Origin of the sequence: Ruegeria marisflavi, assembly GCF_025673445.1 — a bacterium.
GTDB classification, from domain to species: Bacteria; Pseudomonadota; Alphaproteobacteria; order Rhodobacterales; family Rhodobacteraceae; genus Ruegeria_B; species Ruegeria_B marisflavi.
The window spans coordinates 14,952-31,295 of sequence record NZ_JAOVQN010000024.1 but is presented as its reverse complement, the minus strand read 5'-3'; the positions used below and the strand labels follow the sequence as shown (position 1 = coordinate 31,295).

At 61.5% G+C, this 16,344-nt stretch carries 17 protein-coding genes; 3 read left to right on the top strand and 14 right to left on the bottom strand.

Annotated features, from left to right (window positions below):
• Nucleotides 1-144 precede the first annotated feature (144 nt).
• From secE to ccoG, 6 genes are all read right to left on the bottom strand, one after another.
• Entirely contained in the window at nucleotides 145-342 is a 198-nt protein-coding gene (gene secE, locus OEZ49_RS19255; RefSeq protein ID WP_164131685.1) for a preprotein translocase subunit SecE, read from the bottom strand.
• An 89-nt stretch (nucleotides 343-431) separates the two neighbouring features.
• On the bottom strand, nucleotides 432-836 hold the full coding sequence (locus OEZ49_RS19250; protein ID WP_263389814.1) for a (R)-mandelonitrile lyase: 405 nt from the start codon (nucleotides 834-836) through the stop codon (nucleotides 432-434).
• Nucleotides 837-884: 48 nt separating this feature from the next.
• Nucleotides 885-1,043: a cbb3-type cytochrome oxidase assembly protein CcoS gene (gene ccoS, locus OEZ49_RS19245; protein WP_263389813.1), complete on the bottom strand. Its 159-nt coding sequence runs from the start codon at nucleotides 1,041-1,043 to the stop codon at nucleotides 885-887.
• 4 nt (nucleotides 1,044-1,047) lie between these two features.
• Complete coding sequence (locus OEZ49_RS19240; protein WP_263389812.1) at nucleotides 1,048-3,225, bottom strand: heavy metal translocating P-type ATPase; 2,178 nt, start codon at nucleotides 3,223-3,225, stop codon at nucleotides 1,048-1,050.
• Nucleotides 3,226-3,229: 4 nt separating this feature from the next.
• Complete coding sequence (locus tag OEZ49_RS19235) at nucleotides 3,230-3,688, bottom strand: FixH family protein (protein WP_263389811.1); 459 nt, start codon at nucleotides 3,686-3,688, stop codon at nucleotides 3,230-3,232.
• 2 nt (nucleotides 3,689-3,690) lie between these two features.
• Entirely contained in the window at nucleotides 3,691-5,118 is a 1,428-nt protein-coding gene (gene ccoG, locus OEZ49_RS19230) for a cytochrome c oxidase accessory protein CcoG (RefSeq protein WP_263389810.1), read from the bottom strand.
• 256 nt (nucleotides 5,119-5,374) lie between these two features.
• Between ccoG and OEZ49_RS19225 the strand changes: the two genes are divergently transcribed.
• Nucleotides 5,375-6,496, top strand: coding sequence for a calcium-binding protein (locus OEZ49_RS19225; RefSeq protein WP_263389809.1), 1,122 nt, complete (start codon nucleotides 5,375-5,377; stop codon nucleotides 6,494-6,496).
• A 186-nt stretch (nucleotides 6,497-6,682) separates the two neighbouring features.
• On the opposite strand, the gene ccoP is transcribed toward OEZ49_RS19225, so the two are convergent.
• From ccoP to ccoN, 4 genes are read right to left on the bottom strand one after another with little or no spacing between them, the layout of a single operon-like run.
• On the bottom strand, nucleotides 6,683-7,552 hold the full coding sequence (gene ccoP / locus OEZ49_RS19220; protein ID WP_263389808.1) for a cytochrome-c oxidase, cbb3-type subunit III: 870 nt from the start codon (nucleotides 7,550-7,552) through the stop codon (nucleotides 6,683-6,685).
• Nucleotides 7,549-7,734: a cbb3-type cytochrome c oxidase subunit 3 gene (locus OEZ49_RS19215; RefSeq protein WP_164131678.1), complete on the bottom strand. Its 186-nt coding sequence runs from the start codon at nucleotides 7,732-7,734 to the stop codon at nucleotides 7,549-7,551. Before OEZ49_RS19215 ends, ccoP begins: the two co-directional genes overlap by 4 nt.
• 10 nt (nucleotides 7,735-7,744) lie before the next feature.
• Nucleotides 7,745-8,473, bottom strand: coding sequence for a cytochrome-c oxidase, cbb3-type subunit II (gene ccoO, locus OEZ49_RS19210; protein WP_263389807.1), 729 nt, complete (start codon nucleotides 8,471-8,473; stop codon nucleotides 7,745-7,747).
• A 14-nt stretch (nucleotides 8,474-8,487) separates the two neighbouring features.
• Nucleotides 8,488-10,095, bottom strand: coding sequence for a cytochrome-c oxidase, cbb3-type subunit I (gene ccoN, locus OEZ49_RS19205; protein ID WP_263389806.1), 1,608 nt, complete (start codon nucleotides 10,093-10,095; stop codon nucleotides 8,488-8,490).
• A gap of 190 nt (nucleotides 10,096-10,285) precedes the next feature.
• Here ccoN and OEZ49_RS19200 point away from each other — a divergent pair, with 190 nt between their 5' ends.
• Complete coding sequence (locus tag OEZ49_RS19200; protein ID WP_164131675.1) at nucleotides 10,286-11,125, top strand: universal stress protein; 840 nt, start codon at nucleotides 10,286-10,288, stop codon at nucleotides 11,123-11,125.
• A 12-nt stretch (nucleotides 11,126-11,137) separates the two neighbouring features.
• Here OEZ49_RS19200 and OEZ49_RS19195 read toward each other — a convergent pair whose 3' ends face one another.
• Genes OEZ49_RS19195 through OEZ49_RS19185 form a run of 3 tightly spaced genes read right to left on the bottom strand, consistent with a single transcriptional unit; the run spans nucleotide 11,138 to nucleotide 14,546 of the window.
• On the bottom strand, nucleotides 11,138-12,877 hold the full coding sequence (locus tag OEZ49_RS19195; RefSeq protein ID WP_263389805.1) for an adenylate/guanylate cyclase domain-containing protein: 1,740 nt from the start codon (nucleotides 12,875-12,877) through the stop codon (nucleotides 11,138-11,140).
• A 31-nt stretch (nucleotides 12,878-12,908) separates the two neighbouring features.
• Nucleotides 12,909-13,163, bottom strand: coding sequence for a GlsB/YeaQ/YmgE family stress response membrane protein (locus OEZ49_RS19190; protein WP_263389804.1), 255 nt, complete (start codon nucleotides 13,161-13,163; stop codon nucleotides 12,909-12,911).
• Between the two features lie 60 nt (nucleotides 13,164-13,223).
• Nucleotides 13,224-14,546 carry a serine hydroxymethyltransferase gene (locus OEZ49_RS19185; protein ID WP_263389803.1) on the bottom strand — a complete coding sequence of 441 codons (1,323 nt, stop codon included), beginning with the start codon at nucleotides 14,544-14,546 and terminating at the stop codon, nucleotides 13,224-13,226.
• Nucleotides 14,547-14,644: 98 nt separating this feature from the next.
• Here OEZ49_RS19185 and OEZ49_RS19180 point away from each other — a divergent pair, with 98 nt between their 5' ends.
• On the top strand, nucleotides 14,645-15,517 hold the full coding sequence (locus OEZ49_RS19180; RefSeq protein WP_263389802.1) for a LysR family transcriptional regulator: 873 nt from the start codon (nucleotides 14,645-14,647) through the stop codon (nucleotides 15,515-15,517).
• Nucleotides 15,518-15,590: 73 nt separating this feature from the next.
• Here OEZ49_RS19180 and fnrL read toward each other — a convergent pair whose 3' ends face one another.
• On the bottom strand, nucleotides 15,591-16,334 hold the full coding sequence (gene fnrL / locus OEZ49_RS19175) for a transcriptional regulator FnrL (protein ID WP_263389801.1): 744 nt from the start codon (nucleotides 16,332-16,334) through the stop codon (nucleotides 15,591-15,593).
• Nucleotides 16,335-16,344: the final 10 nt, after the last annotated feature.

Sequence of the window (16,344 nt, the reverse complement as noted above, 5' to 3'; positions counted from 1 at the left end):
TTGTGCGGCGGCAAAGCCGCGCTCTCTGGAACAAAAAGCGGCGCGCAGCTCGAATCGCCGCACGCCCATCCCAAAGGTTCCGCGTGAACTAGCCCCTGAACCGCCGATGTGCAAGGCCGGATTGTCTGCCCGACCCGCGGCGGGTCAGTTGAACATCCCCAAAAGCAACTGCAAACCGCCCCGGATCGACAGATCGACCAAGGCAAAGAAAACGGCTGTCAGGGCTGCCATGATAAAGACCATGACCGTCGTCAGCAGAACCTCGCGACGGGTCGGCCAGACGACTTTGGATACTTCTGCACGGACCTGCTGGATGAACTGGATCGGGTTGCTGGTGGCCATCTGCCTGACTTCTCTCTGCTTGCGGATTAAGGGCACATAGCCGGACCGGGTGCCGAATTCAAGGCCGGTTCAATTTCCCGGTCGCCGGTTCAGGCCGGGACGGTCAGATAGTCGGCATCAGCAACCTTTTCCAGCCAATTGGCGACCTGCCCGTCCTGCGCCTCCTGAATGGCCAGGTGAACCATGCCTGTGTATGGTGCGGCACCGTGCCAGTGTTCCTCGCCCGGCGGGATCCAGACCGTGTCGCCCGCGCGGATCAGACGTGGCGCGGCAGTCCGGGTGCCGACCAATCCCACGCCGGACAGCACATGCAGCGTCTGGCCCAGTGGATGGGTATGCCAAGCGGTTCTCGCCCCCGGCTCGAACCCCACGCGCAAGGCGCGTACGCGCGCCGGTTCCGGTGCTTCGATCACCGGGTCTTGCCAGACCGTACCGGTGAACCATTCCTCGTTCGCGCGCCGAGTCGGCCGACTGCCACTCGCGAATATCTCCATTCGAACTCTCCCCCTGTGCCCGTCAGCTTGGTTAAAACCGGCAAGGCGTCAAGGCTTTGGCCGGTCGTCCCAGTCGCTCGACAGGATGCGGCGAGCGTCGCCTTCCGGGTCGTCATACTGGTTGGACCGCACGGTATAGACAAAGGCTAGCAACCCGACCGCGCCCAAGATCAGAGAGATTGGAATCAGATAGGAAAGGACTTCCATAAGCTCACCTCAGGCGCAGCGCGTTCAGCGAAACGGTAATGGACGAACTCGACATAGCCAAGGCCGCAATCAGCGGTGAACACAGGCCGGCAACCGCCAGGGGTACCGCGATGACATTGTAGACGGTCGCGATCTGGAAATTCTCGCGGATCCGGCGGGTCGCCTTCTTGGCCGTGTCGCAGGCCCCGGCAATCGGGCTCAGGTCAGTTCCCAGCAGCACGATATCGGACGCCACACGCGCCGCATCCAGCGCCGAGGCGGGCGAGATCGAGACATGGGCGGCTGCCAGGGCGGCAGTATCGTTCAGCCCGTCGCCTACCATCAGGATTCGCTTGCCCTGCCCGGCCAATGCCTGCACCCGCGCCACCTTGTCCTGTGGCAGTGCCTCGGCCATCCAGTTGGCGATCCCCAGGCGGTTTGCCAGCGCCTCGACCGCGCCGGTGGTATCGCCCGAGATCAGCATGACCTGCTTGCCCGAGGCCTTCAGCGCTGCAACCGTTTCCTCGGCCCCATGGCGCAGCGCGTCTGTGAACAGAAAGCTAACAGGTGCCCGGTCGCCCACGGCCAGCCAGGCCGATGTCTGCCCGCCATGCGTTGCACCGACCCAGGCCGCGCGGCCAAGGCGCACGCGCTTGCCCTGCCAGACACCTTCGGTGCCATAGCCCGGCACCTCGGCTACGTCATCGACCACAGCTGGTTCGGCGTCGACAGCGCGCGCCGCGCGGGTCAGCGATACCGAAAGCGGGTGCGAGGATGCCTGCGCCAGTGCCAGCGCCACAGACAGATCGTCGCGCGAGATGTCACCGAGGTTAACCAGTTCTGGTGTACCCGCGGTCAGCGTGCCGGTCTTGTCGAACACAACGGTATCGACCTCGGCCAGTCGTTCCAGCGCGGTGGCATGCTTGATCAGCATGCCCTTCTTGAACAACCGCCCCGACGCCGCAGTGGTCACCGCCGGTACCGCAAGGCCCAGCGCACAGGGGCAGGTGATGATCAGAACGGCCGCGGCAATGTTCAGCGCGGTGCGCACATCGCCAGAATACACAAGCCAGCCCAGAAAACTAAGCGCCGACAAGATGTGAACCCCCGGCGCATAGAGTTTCGCCGCGCTGTCGGCCAGAGAAGTATAACGCGACCGCCCGCTTTCGGCGATGGCGACCAGATCCGCCATGCGGTGCAGAGACGTCTCCTGCCCCACGGCACTGGCACGGATCACCAGCGGCCCGGTCAGGTTGACTTCTCCGGCGCTGACGGCAAGGCCTGGCTCGGCAAAAGCTGGTAGCGTCTCGCCGGTCAGCAGCGACCGGTCGAGTTCCGAGCGCCCTTCGAAGATCTCACCGTCGACCGGCATCCGCCCGCCCGGGCGCACTAGGATCAGATCGCCAACCGCCAGTTGCGCGACCGGAACCTCTTGCTCACGGCCATCCTCCAGCCGGATCGCGCGGGGCACCTCGAGCGCAGCCAGTTCCTCAGCCGCTGATCGCGCGACCGCCCTTGTCCGATAATCAAGATAGCGGCCAGCCAGCAGAAAGAATGTAAGTGTCAGCGCTGCATCGAAATAGGCGTGTTCGCCCGACAGCGAGGTTTCCCATAGGGATGTCACCAGCGCCAGCACGATGGCCAGCACGATCGGCACATCCATATTCAGGCGCTTGACCTTCAACGCGCTCCAAGCGCTGACAAAGAAAGGTTGCGCCGAAAAGGCGATGGCCGGCATCGCGATGGCTGCCGAAATCCAGTGGAACATGTCGCGTGTCGCATCTGACGCCCCCGACCAGACCGAGACCGAAAGCAGCATGACGTTCATCGACGCGAACCCGGCTACCGCCAGACGCATCAGCAGGTCACGACCGGCCCGGTCCGTCTGGGTGGCGCTCAATGCGCCGGGGTCCAGCTCGTGCGCCTCATATCCCGCGCGTTCGAGGACCGGAATCAGATCGGCGGCACGCAAATCAGGCTCGGCCTTGATCAGGGCGCGTTTCAGCGTCAGGTTCACCCGCGCATCCTCGACCCCCGGATGCGCCTGCAAGGCGCGCTCAACCGTCGAGATACAGTTCGAACAATGGATGCCCGGCAGGGACAATGCGATCTGGACATCCTTGGGTACCGGTTTGGCCGGTTCCACCGGAGCTGCCACGCAGGCCGGGCAGGCCGCAAGCGAAGGGCGAAGTTGCGTTGTCACGCCATCACCCTTTCACATGCAAAACGACGCGCTGGGTGAACTCGGTACCATCTTCGGCGCGCGCTACCATGCGGATGTTCCAGTTGCCGTCACCCAATTCCGCCTTGGCCACATAGGCCGTGCCGTCAAAGGTGAAGGCGGGTTCGATATCTTCCTTGACGTGGGTCGCACGGCCCAGCACCGCCTTCAGTTCGGCCACCTCGACCGGCTGTCCCGCCTGATCGGTGATCGACAGGGTGACAAGACCACCCAAGGCATCGGCACGCACGGACCAACCCAAGGACTCTTGCGCATGCAGTCGGGTGTTGAATTCCTGGCTGGCGACGTAAGAGTTCTTTACCTCCAGTCCCGGAAAGGTCTTGATGGCGCTGACGGCCAGCAGAATGTTGACCCCAATGATCACGCCAAATGCGCCGATGAAGATAGCTGCGGCGTGCTTTCCGGTGAACTTGCGTTCGCTCATGCTCAGTTCCCCCGTCCATTGAACGTCGTATCCTTGTAGGCGCGCTCGCCATTGCCAAGGTCCTCGACCCAGATCCGCGCATCGGTGCTGGCGGCGTTCGACGGCGCGGCATCCTTTGGTGCAACGATGTATACACGCTGCAACTGGGCCGTGTCAGCCGGAACGATCACGGATTCATACGGCGTACCCTCGAGCTCGATCCGCATCGTCGGATCACCGGCCACGGACAGGCGGAACCGCCGATCTTCGCCATGCTTGTTGCGTAGTCGCACGTCATAGGTGTTGCGGATCGACCCATCGGACAGGGTGACAAATGTCGGGTTGCGCACCGGCGCCACCGTCAAGTCGATGTCAGACCGTATGAACAGCGCAAACAGCAGCGCAAAGCCGACCAGCGACCACAGGCTGGTATACATGATCGTCCGCGGCCGCAGGACATGCTTCCAGACACTCTTGGGCGGGTTTCCGGCGCGCTCGGCCTGCTCGTCCTTCAGCGCCATATAGTCGATCAGCCCGCGTGGCTTACCGATCTTTTCCATCATGTCGTCGCAGGCATCGATGCACAGCGCACAAGTGATGCATTCCAACTGCTGACCATCGCGAATGTCGATGCCCACAGGGCAAACGTTGACACAAGCCATGCAATCGATGCAGTCGCCCAGCTCGGAATCCTCGGTCCTTTTGCCCTTTCCGCGCGGCTCGCCCCGCCACTCGCGGTAGCCCACAACCAGCGTATCCTCGTCCATCATCGCGGCCTGAATGCGCGGCCAGGGGCAGGCATAGATACAGATCTGTTCCCGCGCGAAGCCACCGAAAAAGAAAGTAGTGAAACTCAGCACCGCCATCGTCGTATAGGCGATCGGATGGGCATTGAGCGTTACAAGATCGCGCAGCAATGTCGGCGCATCGGCAAAGTAGAAAATCCAGGCCCCGCCAGTGGCAAGACCGATCATCAACCAGACGGTCCATTTGGTCAGCCGCAGCCGTGCCTTGCGAAAATCGAGCTTTTGTTGCCGGTGCAATCTCAGGCGCGCGTTGCGGTCGCCTTCGATCCAGCGTTCGACCAGGATGAACAGGTCGGTCCAGACCGTCTGCGGACAGGCATAGCCACACCAGACCCGGCCCAGCGCCGAAGTAAACAGGAACAGGCCTAAACCGGCCATGATCAGCAGGCCGGCAACAAAGTAAAATTCATGCGGCCAGATCTCGATCCAGAAGAAGTAGAATCGTCGGTTGGCCATATCGAGCAACACGGCTTGATCCGGTAGGCTAGGACCACGATCCCAGCGAATCCAGGGCGTCAGATAATATATCCCCAGCGTCACCGCCAAGATGATCCACTTGAGATTACGGAACTTTCCGGAAACCCGTCGGGGAAAGATCGGCTCTCGCGCGGCATAAAGGCTGGGGGCTGGGTTTGAATCACTCACGGACTCACTCCGTTTTTTGGGCATTCTTCATGCTGACTTCTTCCAGATCGTCAACGCCACCACTTTGATATGGGTCAAAAAGCACATGTAGGGGACAACTTTCCGCCCACGCCTTTGCGGTTGCTGCAAATGGCCCCGACGCTTGGTTTCTCGGACCAGTTCCCCGCACCCGCAAAATTCGGCCACATTTTCCGTGCAGACAGGCCCGACATGCGAACCACAGGAACAAATACGGTTTTGAGGCAGGCACTACCACATGGCAGACTTGAGATTTACCGGACAACTGACAGACCAAATATCCGAGCTGTTTGAGGTACTAGGCAGCGGCGTGACATACGGCTCGTTTGGTTCCCTGTCGGGAACTTTGACAATCGGCAGTTCATTTTTGCGGGGAGCAAACATCTCCGGCATCGGCCTGAGAACACCGACGAGCGGCTCCAATTTCCTGACTGGAACAATCACGGGTATCGAGCTTACGCGTGGGTCGATCCCGGATCTGACCAAACCTATACAAATCGAATCCGTGATGACACTGACCGGCCTGTTATTTGATGCACTGCCGATCTACGATCTGGCCGAACGAACATCGGCTGGCTCGCGCGGCGATCTGAACGAAATCGAGCTTTCCACTGCCTTGGGGCTGAATGACTGGACACTCGAAGGATCGAGTGGAATCGATCAAGTGGCGCCGAACGACTACCTGTCGCTTGCCGGCAATGATCTCCTTCAAGGGTTCGGCGGAAATGACACGCTGAACAGTGGCGACGGATCCGACACACTGCACGGCGGCGAGGGGGACGATATTCTGATCGGAGGCGGATCGGCCACAGACCTTCGTGACATCATCTTTGCCGGTGCGGGCAACGATCAGGCCCAGGGTGGCTACGGCAACGACCAGATTTACGGGATGGACGGAAATGACACGATCATCGGCGGTTTTGGCGCCGACGAGTTGCATGGCCAGTCGGGCGACGACGTTATTACCGGCTCGGCTTTTTCCGACTTGATTTTTGGCGGTGCTGGTAACGATTTTGTCAACGGCGGCTTTGGCCATGACCGGATCAACGGCGGCCGCGGCGCAGACAAGTTCTTTCATTCCGGGGTCGAAGGCCATGGGTCGGACTGGGTGCAGGATTTCAACTCGACTGAGGGAGATGTCCTGATCTTCGGGATCGGATCTGCGCTGGCAAATCAATTACAGGTGCAGTTCGCGCACACCGAATCCACAACTGGGGAAAGGGCCGGCGACGATACCATCGAAGAGTTATTTGTTGTCTATCGCCCGACAGGTCAAATCATCTGGGCGCTTGTCGACGGCGCAGGGCAAGATGAAATCAACCTTCGGATTGGCGATGGGATCTTTGATTTGCTAGGTTGACCGTATTGGCGGCCCCAAGATCCATTCGGCATAAGGGTCTGCCACAACACCGGCACCGGCCCTCCAGGAAACGCGCGAACAGATCGGAGGGCCGGCACCTAGCCTTCGAGCCGACGATGCGGCCGAAGGTTTTTAAGAGCGGCGAGCCAAACTTCGTACTCGCCGCTCTTTTCCTCACTCAGGCGATCACTCGCCGCCGCCCAACTGATGGACATAGGCCGAGACCGCGCGGATCTGCGCTTCGGTGAGGCGGGTGCTCCAGGCAGGCATCACGCCAAACCGGGCGTTGTTCACCGACTCGGAAATCGCGGCATAGTCGCCACCAAAGAGCCATATGGCATCCGACAGATTGGGCGCACCTTGCGTGCGGTCGCCAGTGGCGTCCTCGGCATGGCAGGACGAGCAGTTGTCCGCAAAGACCAACGCGCCGGCGGCCACCTGCGATGCATCCTGCGGCTCACCCGACAGCGACATCACATAGTTGACCACCTGGTCGATCTCGGCGGCTTCCAGCAACTCGTCGCGGCCAAAGGCGGGCATCTCGGAGTACCGCGCATCGTCGTTTTCCGTGTTGCGAATACCTGCGGTAACGGTCTGGTGGATATCCTCGATCGAGCCCCCCCAGAGCCAGTCGTCGTCCAACAGGTTGGGATAGCCCACCGCACCGGCGGCACCTGAACCGTGGCACTGGGCGCACCAGGTCTTAAACACGGCGCTCCCTGCCGAAACGGCATAGGAGTTCAGCTCAGCGTCCGAGGAGATAGCAGTCAGCTCGGTCGCTTCCAGCTTTGCATTGATCGGCGCGTTCGCCTCTTCGACCTCGGTGATTGCCGCCGCAACATTGGCCCGGGTAGACCAGCCCATTACCCCGGCCGTGGCCGAATTGATCATGGGCCAGGCGGGATAGGCGATGGTATAGCCGACGGCCCACACGATGCAGAGATAGAAGGTCCACAACCACCAGCGCGGCAGTGGGTTGTTGAACTCTTCGATCCCGTCCCAGCTGTGGCCAGTGGTTTCCGGATCGCCCTTTTTCATTTCGGGTTTCTTGCTCATTGCCGCGCCTCCTTGTGTGTGGCGGGTTTATCCTGGTGCCGGAAGGGGATGTTTGCCGTGTCGCCATAGGTCTTGCCCGACCCGGGGCGGAACACCCAGATGACCACTCCGATAAAGAAGGCGAACAGGGCCAACAGCATCCAGCTGTCTGCGAATTGCCGTAGAAGGGTATATTCTTCCATATCCCCCTCCTCAGCGGCTCGCGTCCGGCGTGAAGGTCGAGAAATCGACCAACGTGCCCAGCATTTGCAGGTAGGCGATCAGCGCATCGGCTTCGGAGACACCCGGTTGACCGTCGAAGTTGCGTACATTGACCTTGTCGCCATAGCGCTCCAGCAGCCCATCATAGTCGCTGTCGGGATCGGCCTGAGCGGCAAAGTCGGCTTGCGCGGCCTCGATCATCTCTTCCGTGTAAGGCACGCCGACGATAGCGTTGGTGGCCATGATGTCACCGATATATCTACCGTCGATCATGGTGCGTTCGAGGTAACCATATTTGGGCATCACCGATTCCGGTACAACCGACTGCGGGTTCCGCATGTGATCCACGTGCCAGTCATCCGAATAACGGCCGCCCACGCGGGCGAGGTCGGGCCCGGTCCGCTTGGACCCCCACTGGAACGGGTGGTCGTACATCGACTCCGCCGCCAGCGAGTAGTGGCCATAGCGTTCGACCTCGTCCCGCATCGGGCGGATCATCTGGCTGTGGCAAACATAGCAGCCTTCACGAATGTAGATTTCACGCCCCGCCATTTCGAGAGGGGTGTAGGGCCGCATGCCCTCCACCTTCTCGATTGTGTTCTCCAGATAGAACAGCGGTGCGATCTGCACGATGCCACCAATAGTCACGACCAGAAAGCTGAAGATCAGCAGGAGGGTCGCGTTGGTCTCGAGGATCTTGTGTTTTTCGAGAATAGCCATTGCACCGGCCCTCCTTATTCAGCCGGGACCGCGACGGAAAGGCTGGCCTCTTTGGCCGGCGCTTTCCGAACGGTCATCCACAGGTTGTAGCACATGATAATTGCACCGGTGAGGTACAGAACCCCGCCCAGGCCACGCACCACATACATCGGGAACTTGGCGGCCACGGTATCGGCGAACGAGTTCACCAGGAAGCCGTTGGCATCCACTTCGCGCCACATCAAGCCTTCCATGATCCCGGTCACCCACATCGAGGCGGCGTAGAGCACGATGCCGATGGTCGCGAGCCAGAAGTGCGAGTTGACCAGTTTCAGCGAGTACAGACGATCCCGCTTCCACAGCACCGGCACTAGGAAGTAGAGGGCACCGAAGGTGATCATACCGTTCCAGCCCAGCGCACCCGAGTGCACGTGGCCGATAGTCCAGTCAGTGTAGTGGCTCAGCGAGTTGACCGCGCGGATCGACATCATCGGGCCTTCGAAGGTAGACATGCCGTAGAAGCCGACAGAGATTACCATCATCCGGATGATCGGATCGGTACGCAGCTTGTCCCAGGCGCCCGAGAGTGTCATCAAACCGTTGATCATGCCACCCCAGGACGGCATCCACAGCACGACCGAAAACACCATGCCCAGCGTCGAGGCCCAGTCAGGCAGCGCGGTATAGTGCAGGTGGTGCGGACCAGCCCAGATATAGATGAAGATCAGCGCCCAGAAGTGGATGATCGACAGCTTGTAGCTGAATACCGGACGTTCGGCCTGCTTCGGGATGAAGTAGTACATCATGCCCAGGAAACCGGCCGTCAGGAAGAAGCCCACGGCGTTGTGGCCGTACCACCACTGTACCATGGCGTCCTGAACGCCCGGCCAGACGATAACCGATTTGCTGCCCCAGATGCTGACGGGGATGGTCAGGTTATTGACCACATGCAACATGGCGACGGTGACGATAAAGCTCAGATAGAACCAGTTGGCCACATAGATATGGGGTTCCTTGCGCTTGACGATCGTGCCCAGGAACACGGCCAGATAGGCGACCCAGACAACCGTCAGCCACAGGTCAACGTACCATTCGGGTTCAGCGTATTCCTTGGACTGGGTGCCGCCCAGCAGATAGCCGGTAGCTGCCAGCACGATGAACAGCTGATAGCCCCAGAACACGAACCAGGCCAGGTTACCGCCCCAGAGCCGCGCGGCGCTGGTGCGTTGAACCACATAGAACGAGGTTGCGATCAGGGCGTTACCACCAAAGGCGAAAATCACCGCCGAGGTGTGCAGCGGACGCAGACGACCGAAATTTGCGTAACCCTGGGCCCATTCAAAGTTCAGCTCCGGAAAGGCAAGCTGAAAGGCAATGAACGTCCCGGCCAGAAAGCCGACAACGCCCCAGAATGCGGTTGCGATGACACCATAACGGACCACGTCATCCATGTACTCGCCCGAACGGTCGGTCAGGATGTCGGGCTCGCCGGTGTTGCGAAGAGTCCAGATGAAAAGCCCACCCGATACAAGCAATACGATGACTGCATGCATCATGTAAGCCACGTCGCGCGCATAATTTATCCCCATCGCGGCGAACAGCGCGATGAGACCAAGCGCGATGAGCTTGATATAATTCGACATTTTGCGTCCCTTTGCCTTGTCCCGCGCGATTCTAATGTCACGCCAGACGGATTAGACTGGGCGCTTAATTGGAGAATTGCGCATAAATCTGCTTTGATCTGCATCAAGACATACACGTGAAATGTGTGACAGGCATTAGCCAATAGTAACGCCCCCGCTGGTCGGGGCTTGATGCTCACACGAGGTTGAGATGACCTACAAATCCTTGTTGACGGTCCTGACGGATCCCAAACAGTCGAAAACGACGCTGGATCAGCTGGTTGCTCTGGCGGATGCTCAGGATGCCCATGCAGAGGCTCTGTGCCTTGGCGTCGATCGCAGCCAGACCGGGTATTATTACGCCGGGGCGAATGCCTTGATCCTGCAAGAAACCCTGAGCCGGGCGAATGCGGAAGCCGAGGAAGTGCTGACTTTGGCCAAGGATCACTTGTCCAAGGCCGGCGTGCGCTGGTCGGCGGAAAGCGGTGTTGCCCAGATCGCCGATCTGGGACGGCATGTCGCTCACCGCGCCCGTTTCTCTGACCTAGTCGTGCTACCGCGTCCCTATGGGGAAAACCGGGGGGCAGAAGCAGAACCGATCATCGAAGCCGCCATGTTCGAAGGCCATGCCCCGGTTCTGGTGGTTCCCGATGATCGGGCACCGATCAAGCAACCGCGCACGGTCCTGATCGGCTGGAACGAAAGCGTCGAAGCCATGCGGGCGATCCGTCTCGCGATGCCGTTCCTGAGGGCGGCGGAACTGGTTCGCATCGTGGTGATCGACCCGCCGCAACACGGCCCGGACCGGTCGGATCCCGGCGGATTGCTTAGCCAGATGCTGTCCCGCCATGGTGTAAAGGTCGAAATCGACGTTCTGAGCAAGACGATGACCCGGGTGTCGGACATCCTCAACCGGCATGCCTCGGATACCGATGCCGACATGATCGTGATGGGGGCCTATGGCCACTCCCGTTTCCGCGAAGCGATCCTTGGCGGCGCGACACGCAACATGCTGGAGAAGGCAACCGTTCCCATCTTCATGGCGCATTGAACAGGCAAGGGGCTACTCCGGTAGCCCCACAGCCGTAAGCCAGCGTGTGTTCTGCGCGGTATGCAGTGCCGCGCGGAAATACTTGTGGTGGTCCTGAAACCCGGACACCGAGAATTCCGGGGACAGGTCCAGAAGCCTGCTCGCCATTGTCCGCGCCTCGTCCATCCTGTCCAGTTCGCAGAGCGCGCAGATCGAATGGACATACAGAACCACGACATTGGGATTGAGCTGCAACCCCTCTTGTGCGGCCTGAAGCGCCTCGTCAAACCGCCCAGCGTCGCGGTGAACGGCGGCAATGGCGACCAGCGCACGAAACCACAAGGGATCCTTGGGGTTCAGTTGTCGCGCCCGATCCGCAAGGTCCAGCACCTTGTTGCTGTCACCCTGCAACGCTTCAAGCATCGCCATCGATGTCCAGGCCCAGGCAAAGCTTGGACAACCTTCGCAAGCCTGCCGGACCAGCCCCATTCCCCGCTCTATTTCAAGACCGAAGAAAGCCAGAGTGTACCCGGCATAGGCCGCCACTTCGAGATCGCCAGGGGCAAGATCAAGCGCCGCGTTGGCAAGGTCTCCTCCCCGCGCGCGATCCGTATCCTGCGCATAGCCGACCCGCCACGCCACGTTGAGCGTGTGGCACCAGGCCCTAAGCGCCATGGCCTTGGCATAGCCCGGAGACTCGTCGATGGCGGCGTCCAGAAGATCAGCAGCTTTTGCGACCTGCGCCCGGTTCAGCGCCGCCAGCCCTTGCAGATAGTAATCATAGGCACTGGCGTTACCCGGCGCGCTCTGCGCCGCGCGCTCCATCTCTGCCATCTGCACGGTGGGCGCCACGGCGGCAACCACTGCGGCGGTTACCTTGTCCTGCAAATCGAATATGTCCTCGTCGGTTCCATCGAACCTCTCTGACCAGACCTGCGCGCCGGATGCCGTATCGGCAAGTTGGCCACTGACTCGAATCCGGTTGCCCTGGATGCGCATGCTGCCTTCCAGAATATATCTGACACCCAGGTCCCTGCCGATCTGCCGCACGTCCATCGGGGTACCTTTGTAGGCAAAGGAAGAGTTCCGGGCGATCACGAAAAGCCACGGAACCCGCGCAAGGGCGGAAATGATATCTTCGGTCAATCCATCGGCGATGTACTCGGTTTGGGGACTTGCCGACCAGTTCGTCAAGGGAAGAACCGCCAGCGAGGGTTTATCGGCAACCGCTTTTGGGCGCGTTGCGGGCGCATCCGCCTGTCGCAACGGCATCCAATCGAACAGACGGATGCTGCGCGATATGTTTTTCAACACAGGCGAACCGGCATCCAGAAAAGTAATGTCCAACCGGCCCGCCACTTCGTCACGGACACGCTCTGAGACGGCAACACCGCCTGTCGGCGCATGGGCCTCGATGCGGGCTGCGATGTTCACATCATCGCCAAAGATATCACCACTCTCCGACAGGATCTCGCCGGAGTGAACGCCAACCCGCAAGAGCATATGCTCAGAGGCCTCCAGAGGCGCATTGCGTTCCATCATCCTGTGCTGGATGGCAGCCGCGCAGCCCACCGCGTCCCGGGACGAGGCGAACTCGGCCAGCAATCCGTCCCCCATGGTTTTTACCACACGCCCCCGGTGCAGGCCGATGACCAGTTCGATGGCATCCAGATGCCCACGCGCCGCGCGGACCGCGAGTTCCTCGTTGCGGCCGACATGGGAGCTGTAGCCTGCAAAATCCGCGACCAGCACGGCCGCCAAACGTCTCTCCATAAGGCGGTTTCCCCGCTTCAAGGCAGACGCATCATGCCTTGCGGACCAATCCGATCAGGAACAGCAGGATCACAGCACCGATGGTGGCATGGATTACCGATGTGATAAAGCCGCCGCCGACAGCAAAGCCAAGGGCGGGAAAGATCAACCCGGCAAGGAATGCACCAACAATACCGACGATGATGTTGCCGATCAGGCCGAACCCGCGCCCGGCCATGATACGGCCGAACAACCACCCGGCCAGAATACCAACGATAAGCATCACGAACAGGCTTTCGAACTGCATGATCCGCGTCTCCCAAAATCTGATTTCTTTGGGGAAGTAGATCACGGATCGCCGGACCGGTCACGACCTGATGTATTGCATCCCCTGAAACCGCGCTCGCATTTCGCGGGTGCGCAGCGCCACCGCCTCGGGGTCGTTGCCGGTGAGACCTTGCGTGATCAGCCAGGCCAGTTCCGCCGCGTGGTCGGGCGTTACCCCGCGCCGCACCAGCTCCGGCGTGCCGATCCGGAGGCCGTTCATATCCCCCGCAACCGGGGCCACGGGCAGGCCGATGCCGCAGGCCAGGAACCCGGCCCGGCGCAGCACCTTCGACGCAGCCTGACCGCCGCCGAACCGCGCCGCCTCAACCGCGAACTGGTGCGAGGCGGTGGCCCCGCCCGCGCCATGAAATACCGGCAGGCCCAGCGCCTGCAACTCGGCGGCCAGCGCCTGCGCCAGATCGACCATCGCCTGACCATAGGCCGCGCCGTGATCGACCCAGTCCAACAGCGAGATCGCCAGCGCCGCCGATTTCGCCGCATCGAAATTGGCGGTCATGCCGGGAAAGGCGATGGCGTCCAGCCGTTCGGCGATCTCGGCCTCGTTGGTCACGATCAGCCCGCCCGCAGGGCCGCCCAGGCTCTTGTAGGTGCTCATCGTCATCAGATGCGCGCCCTCGTCCAGCGGGTTGGCCCAGACGCCGCCTGCGATGATGCCGCATTGATGCGCCGCGTCGAACAGAACCTTGGCACCGACCCGGTCGGCAATCTCGCGCACGGCCGCCACCGGATGCGGAAACAGGTTCAGCGAGCCGCCCACGGTAATCAGCTTGGGCCGGTGCCGCTCGGTCTGCTCGGCCAGTGCGCTCAGGTCCAGGCTGTAACCATCCACATCCACCGGCGCCTCGATGGTTTTAAGACCAAATAGCCCCGCGCAACCTGCATTGTGATGAGTGACATGGCCGCCAATACTGGCCGGTGGTGCGATGATCGTGTCACCGGGTCGGGTCAGCGCCATGAAGCCATAAAGATTGGCCAAAGCGCCCGATCCCACCCGGATCTCGGCATAGCGCGCGTTGAACACCCGTGCCGCCAGCTCTGCCGCGATCACCTCGATCTCTTCGATCGCCTCCAGACCCATCTCGTATTTGTCACCGGGATAGCCCAGCGAGGGACGGCTGCCCAATCCCCGCGCCAGCGCCGCCTCGGCACGCGGGTTCATCACGTTGGTTGCCGGGTTCAGGTTGAAACATTCCGCGTCATGGATGGCGCAGTTCTCTTCGATTAGTGCCTCTAGACGGGCGTCGATGGCGGCGCTCTCGGCCCGGGCTGTGGCCTCGGCGATCTGCTGAACGCGGGTTTCGCAATGGGCGGGCACCCAGGGGCGGGCGGCAAGCTGTGGCATGGCATCCTCCGTATCTCTGCCGACAGGTTCTGCAAACCCCCTCTTGCGCGCAAATCAGTTTCCGGGAAAATTAGGGTGAGAAAATCTGAGGCTTTCTGATGCCCGTCGCCCCACCCCGCCCCCGGCCCTTGCCGCTGAACGCCCTGCGCGCGTTCGAGGCCGCCGCGCGACTGGGTGGTTTCGCCGCCGCCGCCGAGGAATTGGGCGTCAGCCCCGGCGCGGTCTCGGCTCAGATCAAGCAGCTCGAGGACATGCTGGGCGCACCTTTGTTCGAGCGCAGCGCCCGGGGCGTTACCCTTACCTCCCTCGCGGCCGATGTCCTGCCAGACCTGACCGGCGCCTTCGACCTGCTGGCCATGGTCAGCCATGGCCTGCGCACCGGCGCCAAACCGCAGGTGGTACATGTGGCGGCCCTGCCCTCGGTCGCACAGCTCTGGCTATCGCCCCGTCTGCCCGGCCTGCGGGCCGAAGCACCCGAGATCGAGATCTCTGTTACCGCGATGGAGCAGCCGCCCGACCTCAAACGCACGCCCTTCGATCTGTGCTTGTTCTTCGGCGACGGGCCGGGCGAGGCACTGGCCGCAGATACGATCACACCCGTCTGCGCACCCGCACTGGCGGATCGGTTGCACCGGCCCGAAGATCTGCGCCAACTGCCCTGTCTGATCGACACCACATGGCACGCCGACTGGTCGCACTGGATGGCGACCGCCCTGCCCGGCCAGACCTTCGTGCCGTGCGGACCCGAATTCTCGCTCTATGCTTTGGCGGTCGAGGAAACGGTGAATGGTGCCGGGGTGCTGATGGGGCACGAGGTACTGATCGCCCCACATCTGGCGCGCGGCCAGCTGGTGGCACCTTTTGCCACCCGGGTCACCTTGGCGCGTGCCTTGCGACTCTGGGCCCCACGACCGCTGCTGCCTGGCTCTGCCGCCCGCCGCGTGGCCGATTGGCTGCGGCGCCAGAGTTGAACCCCTGCACCCGCCTCTTCATTTCGCCACAAATACTCCGGAGCGCGAGGCAGAGCCTCGCAAACACCCGGCCTCAGACCAGGAAACCGCCATCGGTATCGTCGCCCGCTTCCTCCATCAACCGGCCCATATCCGGGATGGTGACGTGGCGCTTGCCTTCCAGGTGGATGACCCCGTCCTTTTTCAGGGCCGAGATCTGGCGGCTTACCGTTTCCAGCGTCAGGCCCAGGTAATCGGCCATCGCCTCGCGGGTCAGCGGCAGGTCGAACACCATCGGCCCGCTCATGCCACGCTTGGTCAGCGAGGCATCGCGACGTGCAATGATCGAGAGCAGGCTGGCGATCTTCTCGCGCGCGGTCTTGCGGCCCAGCACCAGCATCCATTCGCGCGCCGCATCCAGCTCATCCAGCGTCATTTCCAGCAGCCGATGCGCAATATGCGGGGTGCGCGCCATCAACTCTTCGAACGGTTTCTTACGGAAACAACACATGACCAGATCGGTTGTCGCCACCACATCATAAGGGGCACCGTCGCGCCCCGGGCGCCCGACGAAATCCGACGGCAGCAATAGACCCACCATCTGGGTCCGCCCGTCCTCCATCGTCTGGGTCAGCGAGGCGATACCAGACACAACCGAACCCACAAAACTCATCTGGTCGCCTGACCAGATCACGGTCTGCCCCGCCTCAAAGCTGCGGTAGTACTTGATCTCTTCCAGCTCCTCCAACTCACACGAGTCGCAATGGGCGCAGACTGCGCGGTGCCTGATCGGACAATCTTGGCAATCGGAATGGCAAAGCTGGGGGTGGCTGCTCATGTGTTCCCGG

Coding starts and splice junctions, on each gene's coding strand:
- secE (WP_164131685.1), bottom strand. CDS start 342: ATGGCCACCAGCAACCCGATCCAGTTCATCCAGCAGGTCCGTGCAGAA.
- OEZ49_RS19250 (WP_263389814.1), bottom strand. CDS start 836: ATGGAGATATTCGCGAGTGGCAGTCGGCCGACTCGGCGCGCGAACGAG.
- ccoS (WP_263389813.1), bottom strand. CDS start 1,043: ATGGAAGTCCTTTCCTATCTGATTCCAATCTCTCTGATCTTGGGCGCG.
- OEZ49_RS19235 (WP_263389811.1), bottom strand. CDS start 3,688: ATGAGCGAACGCAAGTTCACCGGAAAGCACGCCGCAGCTATCTTCATC.
- OEZ49_RS19225 (WP_263389809.1), top strand. CDS start 5,375: ATGGCAGACTTGAGATTTACCGGACAACTGACAGACCAAATATCCGAG.
- ccoP (WP_263389808.1), bottom strand. CDS start 7,552: ATGAGCAAGAAACCCGAAATGAAAAAGGGCGATCCGGAAACCACTGGC.
- OEZ49_RS19215 (WP_164131678.1), bottom strand. CDS start 7,734: ATGGAAGAATATACCCTTCTACGGCAATTCGCAGACAGCTGGATGCTG.
- ccoO (WP_263389807.1), bottom strand. CDS start 8,473: ATGGCTATTCTCGAAAAACACAAGATCCTCGAGACCAACGCGACCCTC.
- ccoN (WP_263389806.1), bottom strand. CDS start 10,095: ATGTCGAATTATATCAAGCTCATCGCGCTTGGTCTCATCGCGCTGTTC.
- OEZ49_RS19200 (WP_164131675.1), top strand. CDS start 10,286: ATGACCTACAAATCCTTGTTGACGGTCCTGACGGATCCCAAACAGTCG.
- OEZ49_RS19195 (WP_263389805.1), bottom strand. CDS start 12,877: ATGGAGAGACGTTTGGCGGCCGTGCTGGTCGCGGATTTTGCAGGCTAC.
- OEZ49_RS19190 (WP_263389804.1), bottom strand. CDS start 13,163: ATGCAGTTCGAAAGCCTGTTCGTGATGCTTATCGTTGGTATTCTGGCC.
- OEZ49_RS19185 (WP_263389803.1), bottom strand. CDS start 14,546: ATGCCACAGCTTGCCGCCCGCCCCTGGGTGCCCGCCCATTGCGAAACC.
- OEZ49_RS19180 (WP_263389802.1), top strand. CDS start 14,645: ATGCCCGTCGCCCCACCCCGCCCCCGGCCCTTGCCGCTGAACGCCCTG.
- fnrL (WP_263389801.1), bottom strand. CDS start 16,334: ATGAGCAGCCACCCCCAGCTTTGCCATTCCGATTGCCAAGATTGTCCG.